Source organism: Kitasatospora setae KM-6054 (assembly GCF_000269985.1).
In the GTDB taxonomy this organism is placed as follows: Bacteria; Actinomycetota; Actinomycetes; order Streptomycetales; family Streptomycetaceae; genus Kitasatospora; species Kitasatospora setae.
Window position 1 is genome coordinate 5772218 of sequence record NC_016109.1, and the last position, 17381, is coordinate 5789598.

Genomic DNA, 17381 nt, shown 5'->3' on the forward strand with positions numbered 1-17381 from the left:
ATAGAGAAGTGTGAAGTGCTCGGTTCCGGCCCGGTGTCGAGCCTGCCCCGGCAGGGCAAGCCAGAGGCGGGTTCCCGACCGATCGCAGAGTGTGGTGCCCGCTGTGCGGCACTGGTGAGCGCGGACGCGCAGGCGTCCGCACAGCAGGGAGGAGATGTCGTGGGGGATCTGGTGATCGGTGCCCGTTCAGGTGCTCCGGAGCCCGACGGTGAGCCCGTCGGCAACCAGGAGGGGCTGCGGGCCGGTGACGGCGAGGAACTACGGGACGGCGAGGCCGGCGCGGAGGCCGACGGGGACGAGGAGAACCCGCCGAGGCGGGCGCCCAAGCAGCGTTCCTTCTGGAAGGAACTGCCGATTCTGGTCGGCATCGCGCTGGTACTGGCCCTGGTGATCAAGACCTTCTTCGTCCAGGCGTTCTCGATCCCCTCGGGGTCGATGGAGAACACGCTCCAGGTCGGTGACCGGGTCCTGGTGGACAAGCTCACCCCGTGGTTCGGCTCCGAGCCGGAGCGCGGCGAGGTCGTGGTCTTCAAGGACCCGGGCGGCTGGCTGAACGACGAGCCGACCCAGCGCAGCGACAACTCCTTCGTGCGCGGCGTGCAGGACGTGTTCAGCTTCATCGGGCTGATGCCGTCCAGCGACGAGAAGGACCTGATCAAGCGCGTCATCGCGGTCGGCGGCGACACCGTCGAGTGCCAGGGCTCCGGCCCGGTCAAGGTGAACGGCGTCGCGCTCGACGAGCCGTACATCTTCCCCGGCAACACCCCGTGCGGGGAGAAGCCGTTCGGCCCGGTGAACGTGCCCAAGGGCACCATCTGGGTGATGGGCGACCACCGCGGCAACTCGCTGGACTCGCGGTACCACATGGACCAGCCCGGCGGCGGAACCGTGCCGGTCGACAACGTGGTCGGCCGCGCGTTCGTGGTGGCCTGGCCGATCGGCGACTGGGCGACGCTGCCCGTCCCGGACACCTTCGACCAGAAGGGGCTCGCGGCCGGCCCGCTCGCCCCGACGCTGGCCGGTACGGCGCTCGCCCTGCCCGCCGTCTGGTGGCTGCGCAAGCGCCGCCGCTGACCGGGCGCCGGCGGACCGGGAACGCCTCTTGCGCGGGCCGTGGTACTCGCGAGTAATCTGCTCGCACGTGCCACGGCCCGCACTGCTGTCCGGACCAGGGCGGCGGCGGCCCGCGGATCGACAGCGAGCGCTCGGCACGAGCGCCTGAGCGCCAGGAGAGGGCGGAGCCGATGAGCAGCCTCGCGGAACGGACCCCGCGCGCCGAGGCCGGCCAGGCCCGCCGCCGGAGCACCGCGTCGGTCGTGCAGGGCGCGGTGATCGGACTCGGCCTGGTGATGCTGATCGGCGGCTTCGCGGTGCTGGCCCTCCAGTACCGGCCGTACAAGATCCCGACCGGTTCGATGAGCCCGACCCTGGCGTCCGGTGACACCGTCCTGGCCCGCACCGGCGGGACGGTCGGGCGCGGCGACATCGTGGTCTTCCAGGACCGGGACTGGGGCAACTCGACCCTGGTCAAGCGGGTGGTCGCGGTCGGCGGCGACACCGTCTCCGGCGACAGCGGCGGGCGGATCACCGTCAACGGGCAGCGGGTGCCCGAGCCCTACCTCGCCCCGGTCGAGCTGGGCGCGACCGCCTTCTCGGTCACCGTGCCCGAGGGGCGGCTGTTCCTGCTCGGCGACTTCCGGGAGAACTCCCTGGACTCGCGCAGCCACCTCGACGTGGCGTCCGGCTCGGTGCCGGTCTCCGGGGTGAAGGCACGGGTCGAGGCGGTGATCCAGCCGCTGTCCCGGGCCGGGCTGGAGCGGCGCACTCCGGCCTTCGACGGGCTGGGTACGCCCGGCGCCCACCAGCCCGGCCCGCTGCTGCCTGCGGCCTGGACGTCGGCCGGCGGGGCGGTGCTGATCGTGGCCGCCTCCGCGGCGGGCTGGACGGTCTCGCTGGCCCGACGGCTGCGCGGACGGCGCCTGACCTCCTGACCCCTCGGCCGGCGACACGCCGGACCGGAGGACACCCGTACCGGCGAGGAGGCGCGCCCAGCGCCTCAGGACGGAGCCGAACCAGGTGGCAGTGGAGCACCGCAGGGCCGTTCGCGTGCTGCTGCTGCGCGGGACGGATCCGGCCGAGCCCGGGACCACCTGGTGGATCACGCCCGGCGGCGGCATCGAGCCGGGCGAGAGCCCGGCCGAGGCGGCCCGTCGGGAGCTGGCCGAGGAGGTCGGGCTGACGGACGTGGACTGGGGACCGCTGGTCGCGTACGGCACGGTGGAGTTCTCCTTCCGGGGCAGGGAGTACCGACAGGAGCAGTGGTTCCGACTGGCCCGCACCACGCGGACCTCGGTGTCACTGGCGGGGAGCGGAGCGGACGAGCACGCGCTGCTACTGGCCGTCCGCTGGTGGACGGCGGGGGAGTTGAGGGGCACGGAGGAGACCGTCCACCCCCGCGGGCTGGCCGCACTGGTGGAGCGGGTTCTGACCGAAGGGCCGCCAGAACCGCCAGTAAGGCTCTGAGCACGGGTCCGGTGGTCCACAATGGGGTGGACGTGACGAGTGAGGGGACGCTTGGAATGAGTGCCGAAGACCTCGAGAAGTACGAGACCGAGATGGAGCTCAAGCTCTACCGGGAGTACCGGGATGTCGTCGGCCTGTTCAAGTACGTGATCGAGACCGAACGGCGTTTCTACCTGACGAATGACTACGACCTCCAGGTGCACTCGGTGCAGGGCGAAGTGTTCTTCGAGGTGTCGATGGCGGATGCGTGGGTCTGGGACATGTACCGACCGGCCCGGTTCGTCCGGAAGGTCCGTGTGCTGACGTTCAAGGACGTGAACATCGAGGAACTGGCCAAGAGCGACCTTGAGCTGCCCTCGGACGATTCAGGGTTCGGGAACTGACCGCGTTCGAGGGCTGACGGAGCCCGGGAGCCGATCGCACCGCCGACGTGCGGTCGTCCCCGGGAAGATCCGGTGCTGGGTGCCCCGGCGGGAACGGCACGGCCGACCGTGCCCTCCCGCCGGGGCCGCCGCATGTTCGCGAGTTGCGCCGTGCCCGGGGAACCGAGATTGACCGCGCGGGTCGAACGGTGTCCAGCGCCTTTTTCGATTTGTCCCTCGAACGGGTGAGTCGAGTTATCCACAGGCCCGGGTTATCCACAGGCTGAGCGATTTCGCTGGCCCGCCCCCGGCGCGTGACGGCAACCTTCGGGCCGGAGGTGATTGCCGTGCAGAATCCCAACAAGATTTCCACCAACGGCCTCGGACGCTACGGCGAGGAGGTCGCCGCCCGCCGGCTCGCGGAGGGCGGGCTGTGCATCCTGGAGCGCAACTGGCGCTGCGCCGAGGGAGAGCTCGACATCGTCGCGCTCGACGGGGACACCCTCGCGATCTGCGAGGTGAAGACCCGCTCCGAGCGGGGCTTCCAGCAGCCCGCCGAAGCCATCGACCGGACCAAGGCCGACCGGCTGCGCCACCTCGCCGAACGGTGGCTCGTCGAACGCTGGCCGATCCACTTCTCCCGGCTCGTGCTCGCCGCCGAACAGGCGTGGGGAGTCGAACCGCGACCCGACGCGGAGAGCGGCGGGCCGGCCCCGCCGCCGCCCGGCGGAGTCCGCATCGACCTGGTCGCCGTGGTCAACCCCCGCCGGGGCGCCGCCGCGGTCGAGCACCTGCGCGGGGCGGTCTGAGATGGCCTTCGCCCGCACCTGCTCGGTCGCCCTGGTCGGAGTGGACGGCGTCGTGGTCGAGGTCCAAGCCGACCTCGAACCCGGACTCGCGGCGTTCAGCCTGGTGGGCCTCGCCGACAAGGCCCTCCTGGAAGCCCGCGACCGGGTGCGCGCCGCCGTCTCCAACAGCGGAGAGAAGTGGCCGCTGCGAAAACTCACCGTGGGCCTCACCCCGGCCTCCGTCCCCAAGAGCGGCAGCGGATACGACCTGGCGGTGGCCTGCGCCGTCCTCGCCGCCGCCGAACGGCTCGACCCCGCATCGATCGACGGCCTGCTGATCATCGGAGAGCTCGGGCTGGACGGCCGCGTGCGCCCGGTCCGCGGAGTCCTTCCCGCGGTGCTGGCGGCGGTCGACGCCGGCTACCGGCAGATCGTGGTCGCCGAGCAGACCGCCGCCGAGGCGAGGCTGGTGCCCGGCGTCTCCGTCCTGGGCGTGCGCAGCCTGCGCCAGCTCATCGCGATCCTCACCAACGCCCCCGTTCCCGACGAACCGCCCGACCCCGCCACCGGCCGCCCCGACTCTTCGTTCGCCGGACTGCTGCTGCCCGGCCTCGGCGTCCGCGACCTGGCCGCCGAACAGGCCGGCCGCCCCGACCTCGCCGACGTGGCCGGGCAGCACGAGGCACGCCAAGCCCTGGAGATCGCCGCGGCGGGCGGCCACCACCTGTACCTGAAGGGCCCGCCCGGAGCCGGCAAGACGATGCTGGCCGAACGGCTCCCCGCCCTGCTCCCACCGCTCACCCAGGCCGAAGCCCTCGAAGTGACCGCGATCCACTCCGTGGCCGGCCTGCTCCCACCCGACCGCCCCCTGATCGACACCCCGCCCTACTGCGCCCCGCACCACTCGACGACCATGCCCGCCATCGTCGGCGGCGGAACGGGCCTACCCAGGCCGGGGGCCGTCTCCCTCGCCCACCGCGGCGTGCTGTTCCTCGACGAGGCGACGGAAGGGCTATGCACCCTCGGGGCCAGAAGGCTCCCAGACAGGCGTCTACGGGGCTTTCTGGGGCCAGCGTAGCCCCAGGGCCGGGCGGGGGCCCTCCAGGGAAACCAGGGGGGCCCGCTGGATCTCCTGCGAACCGACACTCAGCCGCGAGACCTGCGGGCCCGGGCAACACGCGCAACTGCCCCGGTGATGTTGACGCGGTACTGGACCATTCTTTCGCTCACGCCGAGGCGGACTGCGGCTTCGGGGATGGAGAAACGGCCGCGCGCGACTGCCAGGGCGGCGTCCTCTGTGACCAGGAGGGCACCAGCCAGATATTGGGCCTCATCTTCGACATCTTGATCCCAGAGCCGACACCCGCGGTCATCGAGGGCAGGAGTAGCAGGGTGCATCAGCAGCCCGTGGGCTGCTTCATGGGTGATGTTGCTGCTGATGCGTCCTGGGCTGTGGCCGTCGTTGTGGACAACTGTCCGCTTGCTTCCCCGGAACACGGTTACGGCCGAGAAGGCCTCGGGCTCGGCCGTCAGTAGATAGCGAGCAGCGGACGAGCCGGCGAACTCCGACAGGTTGATGACTGGGATCGCGAGGTGTTCCGCCAGTGCCAACGGATCCAAGCGGTCGAGTACGTGCAGACCGAGTTCTGCACGTACATCGAGAGCCAGGGTGCTGGCCTCAGTCTTGAAGCCCCGCCGAAACGCCATCCGTACTAGTCCTTCGTGCGCAGCCGTTCATAGGTGATCTTGATCAGTTCTTCAAGGGCGCCGGCCGCTTCCGGTGAGAGGTTGCGGTCGCTGCGAAGGTAGGTAGAGATCATCGCCAGAGGCTCCGCCTCCGGACGGGCGTCGTCGTCCGACCGAACGAAATCGTCGGCATCCAGGCCCGACCAGGCGCACAGGGCGGCAAGCCCATCGACGTCCGGCCGCTTGCCCTGCGACATGCGGGTGAGTGTGGAGGCGCTAACACCTGAGCCAGCGGCAACCTGCTTCCAGTTGAGCCCACGGGCCTGCCGTGCGCCGTCTAGGGCTGCATAGAAGCCCTCAGTATCGAACCATCCCTTTTTGGACATTTCATCTCCCGCCGATTGCGAACTTGCAATCGAGCATCTACCTTGTTATGATTCGACTCTAGCAATCGCGGCCCTGCCGCGCAATGACGATCAAGGGGTAACGGACATGACCAGCACAGTAGAGCAAGCCACGCAGGTAGGGGCAGGCCACCAGGTCACCATCACCGTCAACACCAAGGCGGTCACGGTGACGGGACCTCGGCTCACCGGCCTTCAGATCAAGGAAGCCGCCATCGCCCAGGGGGTGCAGATCGAGTTGGACTTCCTGCTCTCGGAGGAACTGCCGTCCGGCGAGACGCGCATCGTCGGGGACGCCGACGAGGTCACGGTCAACAAGCACTCGAAGTTCACCGCAGTCGCCGGCGACGACAACTCCTAGGAGTGATGACGGTGACCCCAGAGGTGGCCCAGGCAGTGGAGGAGGTGCGCGCGGCCTTCCCGGGCGTTGTGATCAACGTTCGGGAAGAGCCCGATGGTGGCGCCGTGGTCTTCGTAGAGTCCGTCGACCCAGGTGAGCAGTACCAGCAGCGGTCCACCTGGATCGGCTTCCGGATCACCTTCCAGTACCCATACTCGGATGTGTATCCGCACTTCGTGCGGGACGACCTGGCCCGTGTCGACGGCGCAGGGCTCGGCGAAGGCATGACGGTCACGACGTTCGAGGACCGACAGGCCGTTCAGATCTCCCGCCGCTCGAACAAGCTCAATCCCGCTCACGACACTGCGGTGATCAAGCTCCACAAGGTGCTGGCATGGCTTCGAGCCCGATGAGTACCTGGACACTGCGGCTGCCGGCCGATCTAGCCAGACAGCTGATGACACACCTCTTCCCAGGCGATGGTGACGAGCATGGCGCCGTCATCGGGGCGACCGTGGTGCAGACGGACCGTGGGAGCCGGCTGCTGGCGCGGCGGTTGTACCTGGCACGCGACGGTATCGACTACGTTGCGGGCCAGCGCGGGTACCGCATGCTGACCCCCACGTTCGTTCGGGACCGGGTCCTCCAGTGCCGCAATGAAGGGCTGGCTTACCTGGCGGTGCATTGCCACGGTGGAACGACGTCGGTCGGGTTCTCGCCAGCTGACCTCGCGTCTCACGAACGCGGGTACCCGGCCCTGCGGGACATCCTGGGAGATGGTGTCGTTGGCGGTCTGGTCTTCACCCCGCAGGCCGTTGCGGGTGATCTCTGGCTTCCGGGCGAAGGACGGGTAGAACTCGACCACGCCCTGGTAGCCAGTTGGCCTCTTCATGCCATGCGGGCGGCGCCGCTGCCGGCACCCACCACCGACTTGACCTACGACCGGCAGAGCCGGCTCTTCGGAGATCGAGGGCAGGCGATCTTGGCCGGCCAGAAGGTCGGCGTGATCGGCGTCGGCGGAGCCGGGTCGCTGATTGTCGAGTACCTGGCCCGCCTTGGCGTGGGGCACTTGGTCATCATCGACCCCGACCGGATCGACCGCACCAACCTGCCGCGGGTAGTAGGTAGCCGACTCTCGGACGCCCGCCCGTGGTTGACCGATCCCGCGCGACCTGAGCTTCTGCGTGCGCTCGGCACACGGTTGGCCACCCCGAAGGTTCGGGTGTCTCGGCGGGTTGCGCGGCAAGCTAATCCGAAGATCAAGATCGAAACGCTCCAGGACGATGTGACCCGGGACGATGTGGCACTGCGTCTGATCGACTGCGACTACTTGTTCCTCGCCGCCGATTCGATGCAGGCACGGTTGGTGTTCAACGCGCTGGTGCACCAGTACTTGATCCCGGGCGTTCAGGTCGGTGCGAAGGTTCAGGTCAGCCGCGATGGCAGTGTCACGGACATCTTCAGCGTCGTGCGCCCAGTTGCCCCAGGGTTTGGATGCCTTTGGTGCAACCAGCTGGTTAACCCAGCCAAGCTGCAGGAGGAGGCCCTGACGGCCGAGCAGCTCCGGCGGCAGCGCTATGTCCAGGACGAGAACGTGCACGCGCCCAGCGTCATCAGCCTTAACGCGGTTGCGGTAGCTCATGCAGTAGATGACTACCTGCTGAGGGTCACGGGTCTCCTGCCGGTCACGTACGAGCCGCGATGGCGAGAGTTTCACCCGGCCGCGCCAGCGCCTTTGGATCGAGTCCGCTCCCAGATCCCTCGAAAGGAAGAGGACTGCAGCGAGTGTAGCGACGCTGGCCGCCTTGGCCTGGGTACGAGACGGCGGCTGCCGACAAGAAGCTAGATCCGAGCCGCACCTAAAGGGCTACGTCACAGGTGATCTCCTTGCCCCAGACATCCCACCCCGGTCGTTCCCGCCGGGCGAACAGCTCCAGGAACGGGCTGGGGGAGCACCGCTCGATGACGGCGCACTGCTCCTCCGGCTTGTGGCTGTGCTCCTGGATCGGGGCGTAGAGCCAGGATCCTTGGCCCTTGAACTGGACCGGCGCTCGGCCGCGGATGCCGACAGCAGGTGCTCAGTCTGGTTCCGCAGGTAGTCGCCGAGGCCGAACCGGGGCTTGATCAGTCACCAGCGCCTGTGGAGTATTTGCCGACCCCCTGGTCGGTCAGCCGCACCCGGTAGAGCAGGGCGATCAGGTTGCCGACGATCGCGCGGGTCCACAACTGCCGGCCCAGGCGGAGATCTTCGGGACGGTGGTCGATCAGGGTCTGCCGGACGCACTGCTGCCGGTCGGGATCGAGCGCCTGGTGCTCGATCACTCTCCGGCCGCGGGTCCTGGACACCAGCGCCTCCTGGCCGCCAACCTGCCACGCGGCCCACCAGTCGGTCACCGACTCCACGCTCACGCCCAGGAGTTCGGCCACCTCACACCGCTCGCGGCCCGGCCGAAGCGCCGCCACTGCCCGCATCCGCAGAGCTTCCTGAGCCATCGGCGACACGCGCCGTGCGTCCCCCACCAGATCCGTCACGCCAGCTGGCCGGGAGAGTCTCCCAGCCAGCTGGCTGCACTAGCACTATTCCTCTGCGGCGGGGCTGGCTACCTTGCCGATCTGCCAGGTTTGCATCGAGTTGGCGACTAGGCCGAGAGTCAGCGGCTTCAGGTTCCACCCGTCAGACTGCTCGACACAGTTCTCGTTCGGGACATCAAGAACCACGCAGGGGCGCTTGGTGAGTGCCGAGTTGTACATCAGGCCCGACACCAGCGTACCTCCGCCAAAGATCCTCAGCAGGTACTCCGTCACAACCTGAGTCGGCACGTAGTCGACTTGCTCGTAAGCCTGTCGAACCGGCTTTCGCAGTATTTCCACGAAGTCATAGAGGAACATGAGCGGGCGGCGGATATCACTGCGCTCCATGTCGAACATGGAGGGAATGTCTGGGAGCTTAGTGAAATCCACAACGGTGCATGGCTGTGAGAGGGCAAAGCTGCCCGAGGTCGCCCACCGTGAAGTCGTACGGACTATGGCCTCTTGAACTGCAGTCTCAGCATCATCGGACCCGTAGAACATCGGAATTCCCGCAGGACTCATACGGTTGGCCTGATTGGCAAGCTTCTGCGGCACGGTGCCGAGCCTGCCTGCTCCCCAGGTGACCTCGCGATCCTCATGGGGCAAAGCGCGCCAGAATTCGCGTCCGGCAGGCAGCTCTCTAAGTAGATCTAGCTTCTGAATCAGGGCACCGATGTGGTCGAGGATGACGCCTGCAGGAACCTCGCCGGCCCACAGCTTCTCCTCGTTGATATCGTCCCGAAGCCAGAAGACGTAGCGTGTCTTGTACTGGACCTCGTGACAGAAGCTTTCCCAGGCGGCACTTAGTGCCTCGTCAGGGCTGTCGTGGGCGTAGTAGAGATCAACCCACGTGCGGTCTTCGACAGCGCCGCGCATAGCCTCAATGAGGTCTTCGTTGTCGCAGAATACATCGCTGAAGTTGCCGACAAGATCCCAGGTGTCAATGGTTGGCGCCTGATATCCACCTTCCCGGCCGTCGTACCAGACACCCTCGTTATCGGCGTCGCCGTATTCGGTATTGATGCCGGCAACGAACGCGGCTACGAGGACGTCCAGCTCGGCGGCTGGCGAGCTTTCGCAGAAGTTGCATTGCTCGTCCGGCTGCTCTTTAGCCTTGATGGTAGCCTTCAGGGCATCGTCATTGACGCAATTCGCACACACGTACCCATCGGAGAAGCTCCACCCCTGCTCCCACTCTGCAATCTGCTGATTCTTGGCCATCCCCATGGCGGCAACCTACCCGCTTTCCGGGCTCCCGCATAGCCCCGCTCCAGATAGAGTCGGTGGTGAGGTCAACGCCTTCAAGCCGTGCCGAGCTCATCTTGATCGATACCGAGGTCCTTACGCATTTCTGCCCGAAGCTGCCGAAGGCACACCCACACTTCATCCAGTCCGTGCTCGATGACTTCGAGCTCCTGACTCTTGCCAGCTGGGGAGGCCTCGATCCCCTTCAGCTGACCAAAGAGGGTATTGAGACGTCGGCTTGCCCGGCTTGATGATTCCAGTACGGTGGTAGGAACGATCATCTGCGCCTCAGCGTAGTTGTCGCGGAACGCGGCCCGATGGATTTCCAAGGCTTCACTGGTCGCGGACACGTCGCCGCGGCGTAGCGCGTGCAGGTGATTGACCAGAGCCGTCATGTACTGGCGGCCGGCTGTGTTCAGGGTTATGTAGCACTGGCGGCGCAGGGCACTGGCCTCGCGCTCGCGGGTCTCAACTTTCTCGATCTCGCGCAGGAGGTCAGCACGGCGAAGGTCTTCCGCTCGCTGGTTGCCCGCATGCTCCAACTCCAGGCGCTTGAGTCGGTCGGCCCGAGTCTGAGTCAGAACGGTGCCACCAAGAGTGCCAACCACGCCAACGACTGAGACCATCAATGCCGTCAGGCTTGCGTCCACTGCGCGTCCCTCCCAAGGTCGAGAGATACACCATAAGGCATCTTGGAGGTGTTGCATACGCAGATTTCGACCGTCTGCCATGGGTGATGGAGAGTTATGAGGATACGGGTAGTTTTGGCCCCTGGAAGCCGTAGGATGGAAGGTTCGAGAATTAAACATCAGGCAGCCTCATATTCGGGAAGACTGAATCATGCGGAGCCTCGCGCTGTCTGCTCAGGTCTAATTTTAGAGATTCTGCATATCAGATCATCTGGCAGTTCGAGATCCGGGTGCACTGATCTTCCTGCTCGCAGCTCCTCTTCGACGAGGTATGCGACAGTCTTTGCTCTCGCGCACCAGAGCAAGGAGCGATGGCGAAAGCTGTCGCTTTTTGCTTTGGGGGAGCCGAAATCACTGGTTCGATCAAGCTCGTAGGATGCTTCGGCGGGAATGTATGCGGCGTGAAGTGGGCGCAGCCATTTTTTGGCTTCAATATGCACTTTTCCGCGATCGAGGGATGCCGTGCTAGCTAGTTCGATCAGCAGGCGCCGTTGCGCCGCAGGATCTGCGGCGGTGTACGCCTCTTCGAGGCCTAGCGCGAAGTGGATAGCTTTGATCGACCCGACGAGCTTATCCCAGTCCAACTCTGGCTCTCGACTGATGATTTTCTTCAAGGCCAAGATCCGCTGCTGGCACTCGGTGTAGTAGATCTTGAATCCTTCGGCATCTAGTTCGCCGGCCGTGCGCATTTTAGTAAGGGTGCGCGCCTCGTCCTCCAGTTTCGATACCTCGCGCTTGTGCCCCTCAACCTCTTTGAGGCGATCCTGATTCTTGGCCTGGAAGTCTTTGATGAGAAGATCGAATGCCAGATCGCGGTATTCGGCCATGAAGCGATAGCCGGTGATGTCTGACAGGATCTTGTCCGTGAGCTTCGGCTCACTAATCGGGTGCTCGGTGCAGGTCCTGCGAGTGCCGCGCGAGCAGTGGTAGTAGATATAGGAAGCCTCGCGCTGCGTGTTCGGGTAGTACTTGCGTTTCTCTGTCGCGGTAATAGCTCGTCCGCATGGCAGGCAAGTCAGAAGGCCGGAGTACTTGATGTATCCACGTTTAGACGGCTTGCGTCTGGAGTCGCCATACGAGGTATGGCGGAAGATTTCTTGTAACCGCTCGTACTGCTGAAGCGTGATGACTGCCTTGTGCTTTCCTCTGCGTAACTCTCCTTTCCATAAAAAGTGACCTGTGTAGAAGACGTTACGGAGCATGCCCCAAACTCCCAGGTAGCCGATTGGCTGGCTACCACGTTTCTCTGTCTTACGAGTTGTGAGACCCCAGTCGCTGGCCATGAGGCCATGAAGCTCGGCAACGGTGTAGTTTCCGGTCAGGGCATGTTTCAGGCCGCGCTCGATGATCGGCATCCGAAATTCATCAACTACGATGGTGCGCTCGCCTTTGCGCTTGCGGTCGCCGTCCGTCTTGTATCCCAGTGGCACTGGCCCTGGGTACCAGCCTTGTTCAACCTTGGTAGTGGTTCCGCGTGCGACGTCCCGAGCAAGCCGCAGGGACTCGTACCGGCCTTGAGACAAGATCTGCTCAAGCAGCAGAAGTCCCTCAGGGGTTTTCTCAAACGAGAAAGTGACGAACTTTAGATCCAGCTTGTCTTCTGCGATGAGTCGGACGATAGTGGCGGCATCATGCGGGTTCCTTGACAGCCGGTTCGGATGCCAGGACACAATGCCAGTGATCTCGCCGGCCTCTACCTGCTCAATGATCCAGCCGAACTTCTTGCGTCCGGGATGGAAGGCGCTCTTGCTCTCGGTAACCGGTTCATCAAGGTAGTCGAGGGCGGGAAACAGGGAGTCTATCTGTTGGAGCTGAGAAGGGATTGAGAGAGATTGGCGCTCTGTTCCCTCACTCGACTTGCGCGCGTACTTGACCCAAATATCCGCCTTAAGCGGTAGAGCTGCTTTGGCCTCAGCGGCAGCTCGGGCGGCGATATAGTCATGTGGCATCCATTGGGTCCTCCATTTATTTTGATGATTGCTCTAATTTCCCCTTCTGTCCAGTGTCGATTTCGCTTTCCTCCTTGAGTCGTTGCTTGAGTTGAGGGTGATAAATCAGACTCACGAGGAACATTAGACTGTTCATCTCTTCGATGGCTGTTGCCGAATCAATCTCCTCGTTGAAGTAGTCCTTGTTGAGTTGCTGATATTTCTGGATGTCTTCGCTGTCGAAAGTCATGCATCATTTCTCCTATGGTTAACGTAGAAAAGGGTGCGAGGCGATAACGCCTCGCACCCTGGTCGGTGTGGTTGGTTACGCCAGTACGACTTCTCGCACCAGCTTCAGCGCCTGAGCCTTCAGCGGCTCGGGCTTGATGAGTGTCCGGTTGAGTTTGGTCTCCCAGCTCCTGGACCTCCGGACGTGGTCGAGGTACTCGCCGGCGGCCTGCACGAGGCCGTAGGCGGTGTGCGCGACGGGCTCGGTGGTCGGCGACGCGAGAATGCCGCGGACGGCCTTGCGGGCCTCCTCGACGTTGCGGGCGACGCGGTCGGTCACCAGGCCCTCGGGCGGCATCGGGATGAACTCCCGGACGAACAGCTCGCGCTGCGGCGGGGTGACCCGGATACCGAGCAGTTCGGTGGCCCACTCCTGGTAGTCCTTGAACTCCTGGCGCGCGCCGGTGACGGCCAGGCGGGCGTCTTCCAGGTGCTCGCGCCAGTTGCGCTTGTGAATGAAGGAGTAGGTGGCGCCGGTGCGCTCGCCCTCCAGCTCGGCGGCGCGGAAGGTGTTGCCACAGACGATGCGAACCGCAGTGGCTCGCAGGGTGCAGCCGCCGGCCTGGCCGAACCGGTTGGTCAGGGCCATGTACGGCAGAGTGAACGAGCTGTCACCGGGCAGCTGGATCGGCTCGTCCAGCAGGACCAGGCACCAGACCTGGCGACCGCCGTCAATGGAGCCGCCGGTCTCCCAGAGCAGGTTGGGCTGCTTCAGCACGACGTGCATGATCTCGCCCATCTCGGCCATGCCGATCAGCTCGTAGCTGTCGCGGGAGATCCACAGCGTCTTGCCCGTCTTGGAGTGGGCGAAGCGCTGCCAGCCCTCGACCGGCGCGTAGTGCGGCTGGCCGTGGGCGTCCACCGTGACCAGCTCGTAGACGGTCTCGGTGATGACGTCCCAGTCGAGGCCGGCCAAGGGCCGGGCCTCCTCCCAGGTGGTGGGGTGCTGGTCCAAAACGGTTCCCTCGCGGTGCCAGGGCATCTCGCGGACGGAGAACATCGAGTCAACGTTGGCAGGCATGGCTGCCTCCCTTGAGCATTGTAGGTACGTGAATTGGAGGCGATCGAATCTTCAGGATTCCATTGACTGAAATTCGCAAAGGGTCCAAAATTAAAGAATGGAATCAAGAAGGCGGGGTAAACAGCCGCAATGGAAAACGGCGCTAGCAGACCCTTCGGTCTGGACGCCTGAAGGCAAAAAACTCGCGGTTTCTTATTTAGTTACTTCGCCGACAGTTGGTAGCGTGCTCATGCTTGAGCGGGCTGCACAGTTGTCGGGCCATGAGGAACTGGCGAGAACTACCCCGTTGGTTGCCAGGCGTCAGAGGCTGGCGGAGCGTTTGGTCGATGCGATGGCCCCGCAGGAGTTGGAGCGTGCTCTTGAACAGGCGCGGTTGGCGGTAGCTGCGGAAGATGACGTGCCAGTTCGCTCGCGTAGAACGAAGGTGTTGGGAAGCGCCTGGGCACGCGATGTGACCGAGGAGTCAACGTGGACCGATGCAATGCTTGGGGCAGCTAGTGCAGATATACTGAAGCGCACCCGAATGACGGACCGGCTTTTTAGGCGCCGCGACAAAGCTCTCATGGTCCGCGCCATAGGTTTGACTGGCCATGCGGACGAACTTCTGCCGTTGGATGGGTCGGTTAAACTATTCGAGTCGGTTGGCCAGTGGCTTCGGCGGATTACTCCTGCTGATTCGATCAGGGTTCTGGCGCAAGCTGACGAGGAAATCTCGGCAGAGTATACGGCGGCCGTACGGGAGCGTTACCGTGGCGGTGCAACTGATTGGCCGTTGGTCACTCCTTCGTCTCGGGGGGAGGAACAGTCGGTCGAGGTATTCGATGAGCGAGGCAATTCTCGGGAATTCGCCATCACCATTAAACTCGAAAAACAGGCAGACGGTTCAATTGGCGTGACTTCAGTAGACATCAAGGGTCTGTGAGAAGGGCAGCCCGCCGCGCGACGCGACGGACTGCCGGTTGAAGGAAGGGCTACCGCTGGCGACCACGGAGGTCGTTCCAGACGTAGCCGCAGTTGGAGCTGGGCTCGCCGAGCAGGACTTCGACGGGGATCACGTCGGCGGTCTCGTTCTCCCAGCGATGGTGAGCCAGTACGTGCAGCACGGCGTCGAGCGCGCAGCAGTAGTCGATGACGTACGTGTACGGCTTCTCGCCGTCGTAGCGCTCGGTGCCGGCGACGGTCACGGTGTACGTGCCCATCACGGTTCGCCGGCCTGCTCGGCCAGGTAGTTCATCAACGCGCGGTCGGTCAGCAGCTCGTGGCTGAGGCCTTCCGCGGACGCCAGGTGGAACAGGTCGGCCAGCAGATCGCTGATCTGCGTCTCGATCGGCTCGGTGTACTCCCAGTCCCCAAGCGGGAAGCGGGAGACGTAGGCCTCGACGGCAGCTCGGGCCGCCTCGATCTTGATCATGATCGGCCGCCTACTCGGCATTCGCGTAGTCCAGCGCAGCGACCCGGAAGGTGCTGGTGGGCTGGATCGCGTCCGCGTGGCCTATCACCGCCAAGGCGGCGAGGAAGTGGAGCTGTTCGACCAGCCAGCAGCGGGCCAGTTCCAGGTCGACGCTCCGGCAGCCCGAGGCGAAGGTGATGCGCAGCAGGATGTCCACGACGACCGCCTACAGCTCGTAGGCTTCGTCGACGGTGACCTCGTAGTCGACGGTCTGGTCGTCCACGTTGTCCACCGAGCTGAGGTCCGGCTTGAGGTAGTCGTTGACGTCGTCCTCGGTGGCGCCGGCGCTGTCGCTGTCGACCACGAAGCTGCCGGTCATGGTGAACTTGACCTTGACGCGGGTGACGTACGGGTCGAAGTCGAAGTGCTCCAGGAAGTTGTTGAGGCCTTCGCGGCAGATGTCGCCGGCCTCGTGGCGCTCGATGGCGTACTCCCGGATGTCCTCCAGCTTCCGGTCGTGCAGCAGCGTCTGCTGGGCACGGTCGCGGGCCGCGGTGGACTGCACTTCCTTCAGCGCGTCGCGCAGGTACTCGGCCTGCACGGCGTGGTCGAGAACGAACTCGGCCTGCATTGCCTGGGTGGTGGTGCGGGTGACCTCGTGGTCGCGGTACAGCTCGACTTCGCCGGTGGCGGCGTCGACCAGGCGCAGGACCACGCCGATCTGGCCGCCGCTCGTGCGGACGACCGCCGGCAGCAGGGCGAACAGGTCTTGGGGCGCGATGTCGCGCAGCATCTCAACGGTCAGGTCAGACATGGCTGACCCTCCTTCGAGTGAAGGTGCAAGTGCTGATTTCGGGGTGAGGCTCAAGCACTTTGGGTGGCCCCGGGCAAACGCCCGCCCGGCCAGCTCAAGATCGCTTTAGGCGACTGGGCCGGCCAGGTAGGCGTTCGACGGGAAGTCGGGCGCCAGCCCCCCGGTGTGGTGGGGGCTGGCGCTGGTGGGAGGGGCGGTTAGACGGCTTCGGTGGCCACGGCGACGCGGTAGCTGGTCGTCTGGTCGGGCACCTCGCGGAGGAACATCAGGTCGGGGCCGAGGTTGGCTTCGGCGTCCCGCTTGCTGGCGGCGGCGCTGGTGCTGACCTCGTAGCTGCCGGTGATGGTGAAGGTGACCCTGGACCGGTTGGTGTACGGCTCCAGGTCGAAGGCGGCGAGGAAGTCATCCAGGTCGGTCTGGGTGATGATGCCCTGCTCCATCGCCAGGATGGCGTAGAGCCGGATCTCCTCCAGCTGCTCGGCGTGGGCCTGGCGCTGCTCGGCGTGGACGTCGAAGCCGATGCCGCGGCAGATGGTCAGGACTTCGACGGCTTCCGCCAGCGCGTTGGCGCGGGCGGTCTCGTCGGTGATGGGCTCGAACTCCAGGTCGGAGACGGGCACGCGGTCGATGTGAGCGCGGGTGTAGACCTCCACCACGCTGGGTTCCACGAACCGCAGGATGACGCAGGCCCGGTTGCCGATCTGGACGGCGGCCGGCAGCGCGTCGGCCAGGCTCTCGGGCGGGCAGGTACGCAGGCTGTTCACGGTCAGCTCGGACATGGCTGACCCTCCCAACTAACAAGGTGCAAGCGCTGATTCAGGATCGGGCTCAAGCGCTCTTGGTGAAGCCCCGGGCAGGCGCCCGCCCGACCAGCCGTCGTTGCCACAGCTGGTCAGGTGGAGGCCTCCACGCGGGAAGTTCAGGTGTCCGCCCGGCAGGCTCGGGGGAGTGGCGCGAGCCTGCCGAGGAGGCACCCGTCGGCGGTCAGCCGAGGCGGTGCTTGGGGTTGACGTAGCAGTAGTCGTACCCGGGGATCAGGTCGGTCGAGTAGATGACGTGCGGGAACTCCGCACTGGTGAACGTCTGCTCCTTCAGGCGGTCGATGCCGGCCTTGGCGGCAGCCTCGTTGAGGATCTGCTCGGTCGAGATGCGGGTGTCAGCAATGCGGTAGAGCGGAACTACGATGTCCCTGACGCATCGGGCGCATAACGTCTTCTCGTTGTACACGTAGGCGCCAATGTCGGTGGCGCGGACGTCAGCTCCGTTAATTCCTTTTTCTTCGGGGGATGGCGTGAGGGTCTTCACACGGTAGGTCCTTTTAGGGTTGTCTTT

At 65.1% G+C, this 17381-nt stretch carries 24 protein-coding genes and 1 pseudogene; 10 read left to right on the forward strand and 15 right to left on the reverse strand.

Going from position 1 to position 17381, the window contains the following annotated elements; genetic code table 11:
• The first annotated feature begins 168 nt into the window (after window positions 1–168).
• The 6 genes and pseudogenes from lepB (KSE_RS25660) to KSE_RS25685 all read left to right on the forward strand — a co-directional run.
• Window positions 169–1074: a signal peptidase I gene (gene lepB, locus KSE_RS25660; RefSeq protein ID WP_033258661.1), complete on the forward strand. Its 906-nt coding sequence runs from the start codon at window positions 169–171 to the stop codon at window positions 1072–1074.
• Window positions 1075–1244: 170 nt separating this feature from the next.
• Entirely contained in the window at window positions 1245–1991 is a 747-nt protein-coding gene (lepB, locus tag KSE_RS25665; protein ID WP_014138272.1) for a signal peptidase I, read from the forward strand.
• Window positions 1992–2076: 85 nt separating this feature from the next.
• Window positions 2077–2523 (forward strand): NUDIX hydrolase, encoded by a 447-nt coding sequence (locus KSE_RS25670; RefSeq protein ID WP_033258640.1) that lies wholly within the window; start codon window positions 2077–2079, stop codon window positions 2521–2523.
• Between the two features lie 56 nt (window positions 2524–2579).
• On the forward strand, window positions 2580–2906 hold the full coding sequence (locus KSE_RS25675) for a DUF2469 domain-containing protein (RefSeq protein ID WP_014138274.1): 327 nt from the start codon (window positions 2580–2582) through the stop codon (window positions 2904–2906).
• Window positions 2907–3223: 317 nt separating this feature from the next.
• Complete coding sequence (locus tag KSE_RS25680) at window positions 3224–3694, forward strand: YraN family protein (protein ID WP_014138275.1); 471 nt, start codon at window positions 3224–3226, stop codon at window positions 3692–3694.
• Between the two features lies 1 nt (window position 3695).
• Window positions 3696–4682, forward strand: a pseudogene (locus KSE_RS25685) (YifB family Mg chelatase-like AAA ATPase); the annotation flags it as partial.
• A 137-nt stretch (window positions 4683–4819) separates the two neighbouring features.
• On the opposite strand, the gene KSE_RS25690 reads toward KSE_RS25685, so the two are convergent.
• On the reverse strand, window positions 4820–5380 hold the full coding sequence (locus KSE_RS25690; protein WP_033258641.1) for an ImmA/IrrE family metallo-endopeptidase: 561 nt from the start codon (window positions 5378–5380) through the stop codon (window positions 4820–4822).
• Window positions 5381–5385: 5 nt separating this feature from the next.
• Window positions 5386–5745: a helix-turn-helix domain-containing protein gene (locus KSE_RS25695; RefSeq protein WP_014138277.1), complete on the reverse strand. Its 360-nt coding sequence runs from the start codon at window positions 5743–5745 to the stop codon at window positions 5386–5388.
• Window positions 5746–5851: 106 nt separating this feature from the next.
• Here KSE_RS25695 and KSE_RS25700 point away from each other — a divergent pair, with 106 nt between their 5' ends.
• The 3 genes from KSE_RS25700 to KSE_RS25710 are packed head-to-tail and all read left to right on the forward strand — an operon-like array spanning window position 5852 to window position 7949.
• Window positions 5852–6124, forward strand: coding sequence for a multiubiquitin domain-containing protein (locus KSE_RS25700; RefSeq protein ID WP_014138278.1), 273 nt, complete (start codon window positions 5852–5854; stop codon window positions 6122–6124).
• An 11-nt stretch (window positions 6125–6135) separates the two neighbouring features.
• A complete protein-coding gene (locus KSE_RS25705; protein WP_033258664.1) occupies window positions 6136–6516 on the forward strand; it encodes a hypothetical protein in 381 nt (126 codons plus the stop codon).
• The gene (locus tag KSE_RS25710) at window positions 6498–7949 is read left to right on the forward strand and encodes a ThiF family adenylyltransferase (RefSeq protein ID WP_197540718.1); all 1452 of its coding nucleotides are present in this window, start codon (window positions 6498–6500) and stop codon (window positions 7947–7949) included. The genes KSE_RS25705 and KSE_RS25710 overlap by 19 nt, the downstream gene beginning before the upstream one ends.
• Before the next feature lie 13 nt (window positions 7950–7962).
• On the opposite strand, the gene KSE_RS44960 is transcribed toward KSE_RS25710, so the two are convergent.
• The 7 genes from KSE_RS44960 to KSE_RS25735 all read right to left on the reverse strand — a co-directional run bounded on the left by KSE_RS44960 (window position 7963) and on the right by KSE_RS25735 (window position 13845).
• Window positions 7963–8166, reverse strand: a complete 204-nt coding sequence (locus tag KSE_RS44960; RefSeq protein WP_331457851.1) for an MT-A70 family methyltransferase — start codon at window positions 8164–8166, stop codon at window positions 7963–7965.
• Between the two features lie 61 nt (window positions 8167–8227).
• On the reverse strand, window positions 8228–8635 hold the full coding sequence (locus KSE_RS25715) for a helix-turn-helix domain-containing protein (RefSeq protein ID WP_014138281.1): 408 nt from the start codon (window positions 8633–8635) through the stop codon (window positions 8228–8230).
• A 45-nt stretch (window positions 8636–8680) separates the two neighbouring features.
• The gene (locus KSE_RS25720; RefSeq protein ID WP_014138282.1) at window positions 8681–9901 is read right to left on the reverse strand and encodes a HEPN-associated N-terminal domain-containing protein; all 1221 of its coding nucleotides are present in this window, start codon (window positions 9899–9901) and stop codon (window positions 8681–8683) included.
• A 74-nt stretch (window positions 9902–9975) separates the two neighbouring features.
• Window positions 9976–10569 (reverse strand): hypothetical protein, encoded by a 594-nt coding sequence (locus tag KSE_RS25725; protein ID WP_051055376.1) that lies wholly within the window; start codon window positions 10567–10569, stop codon window positions 9976–9978.
• Between the two features lie 188 nt (window positions 10570–10757).
• Complete coding sequence (locus KSE_RS40335) at window positions 10758–12557, reverse strand: recombinase family protein (RefSeq protein ID WP_014138284.1); 1800 nt, start codon at window positions 12555–12557, stop codon at window positions 10758–10760.
• A gap of 16 nt (window positions 12558–12573) precedes the next feature.
• Entirely contained in the window at window positions 12574–12786 is a 213-nt protein-coding gene (locus tag KSE_RS25730) for a hypothetical protein (RefSeq protein ID WP_033258642.1), read from the reverse strand.
• Between the two features lie 75 nt (window positions 12787–12861).
• Window positions 12862–13845: a DUF932 domain-containing protein gene (locus tag KSE_RS25735; RefSeq protein WP_014138285.1), complete on the reverse strand. Its 984-nt coding sequence runs from the start codon at window positions 13843–13845 to the stop codon at window positions 12862–12864.
• 97 nt (window positions 13846–13942) lie between these two features.
• On the opposite strand from KSE_RS25735, the gene KSE_RS42335 reads away from it, so the two are divergent.
• Window positions 13943–14767 carry a hypothetical protein gene (locus KSE_RS42335; RefSeq protein ID WP_148283155.1) on the forward strand — a complete coding sequence of 275 codons (825 nt, stop codon included), beginning with the start codon at window positions 13943–13945 and terminating at the stop codon, window positions 14765–14767.
• A gap of 49 nt (window positions 14768–14816) precedes the next feature.
• Here KSE_RS42335 and KSE_RS25740 read toward each other — a convergent pair whose 3' ends face one another.
• The 6 genes from KSE_RS25740 to KSE_RS25765 all read right to left on the reverse strand — a co-directional run bounded on the left by KSE_RS25740 (window position 14817) and on the right by KSE_RS25765 (window position 17354).
• The gene (locus KSE_RS25740) at window positions 14817–15044 is read right to left on the reverse strand and encodes a hypothetical protein (RefSeq protein WP_014138286.1); all 228 of its coding nucleotides are present in this window, start codon (window positions 15042–15044) and stop codon (window positions 14817–14819) included.
• Window positions 15044–15256, reverse strand: a complete 213-nt coding sequence (locus tag KSE_RS25745) for a hypothetical protein (protein WP_033258644.1) — start codon at window positions 15254–15256, stop codon at window positions 15044–15046. Before KSE_RS25745 ends, KSE_RS25740 begins: the two co-directional genes overlap by 1 nt.
• Before the next feature lie 10 nt (window positions 15257–15266).
• Window positions 15267–15452, reverse strand: a complete 186-nt coding sequence (locus tag KSE_RS25750; protein WP_014138288.1) for a hypothetical protein — start codon at window positions 15450–15452, stop codon at window positions 15267–15269.
• Window positions 15453–15461: 9 nt separating this feature from the next.
• Window positions 15462–16049, reverse strand: coding sequence for a hypothetical protein (locus KSE_RS25755; RefSeq protein ID WP_148283156.1), 588 nt, complete (start codon window positions 16047–16049; stop codon window positions 15462–15464).
• Window positions 16050–16246: 197 nt separating this feature from the next.
• Window positions 16247–16828 (reverse strand): hypothetical protein, encoded by a 582-nt coding sequence (locus KSE_RS25760; protein ID WP_014138290.1) that lies wholly within the window; start codon window positions 16826–16828, stop codon window positions 16247–16249.
• 205 nt (window positions 16829–17033) lie between these two features.
• On the reverse strand, window positions 17034–17354 hold the full coding sequence (locus tag KSE_RS25765) for a hypothetical protein (protein WP_014138291.1): 321 nt from the start codon (window positions 17352–17354) through the stop codon (window positions 17034–17036).
• Window positions 17355–17381 lie beyond the last annotated feature (27 nt).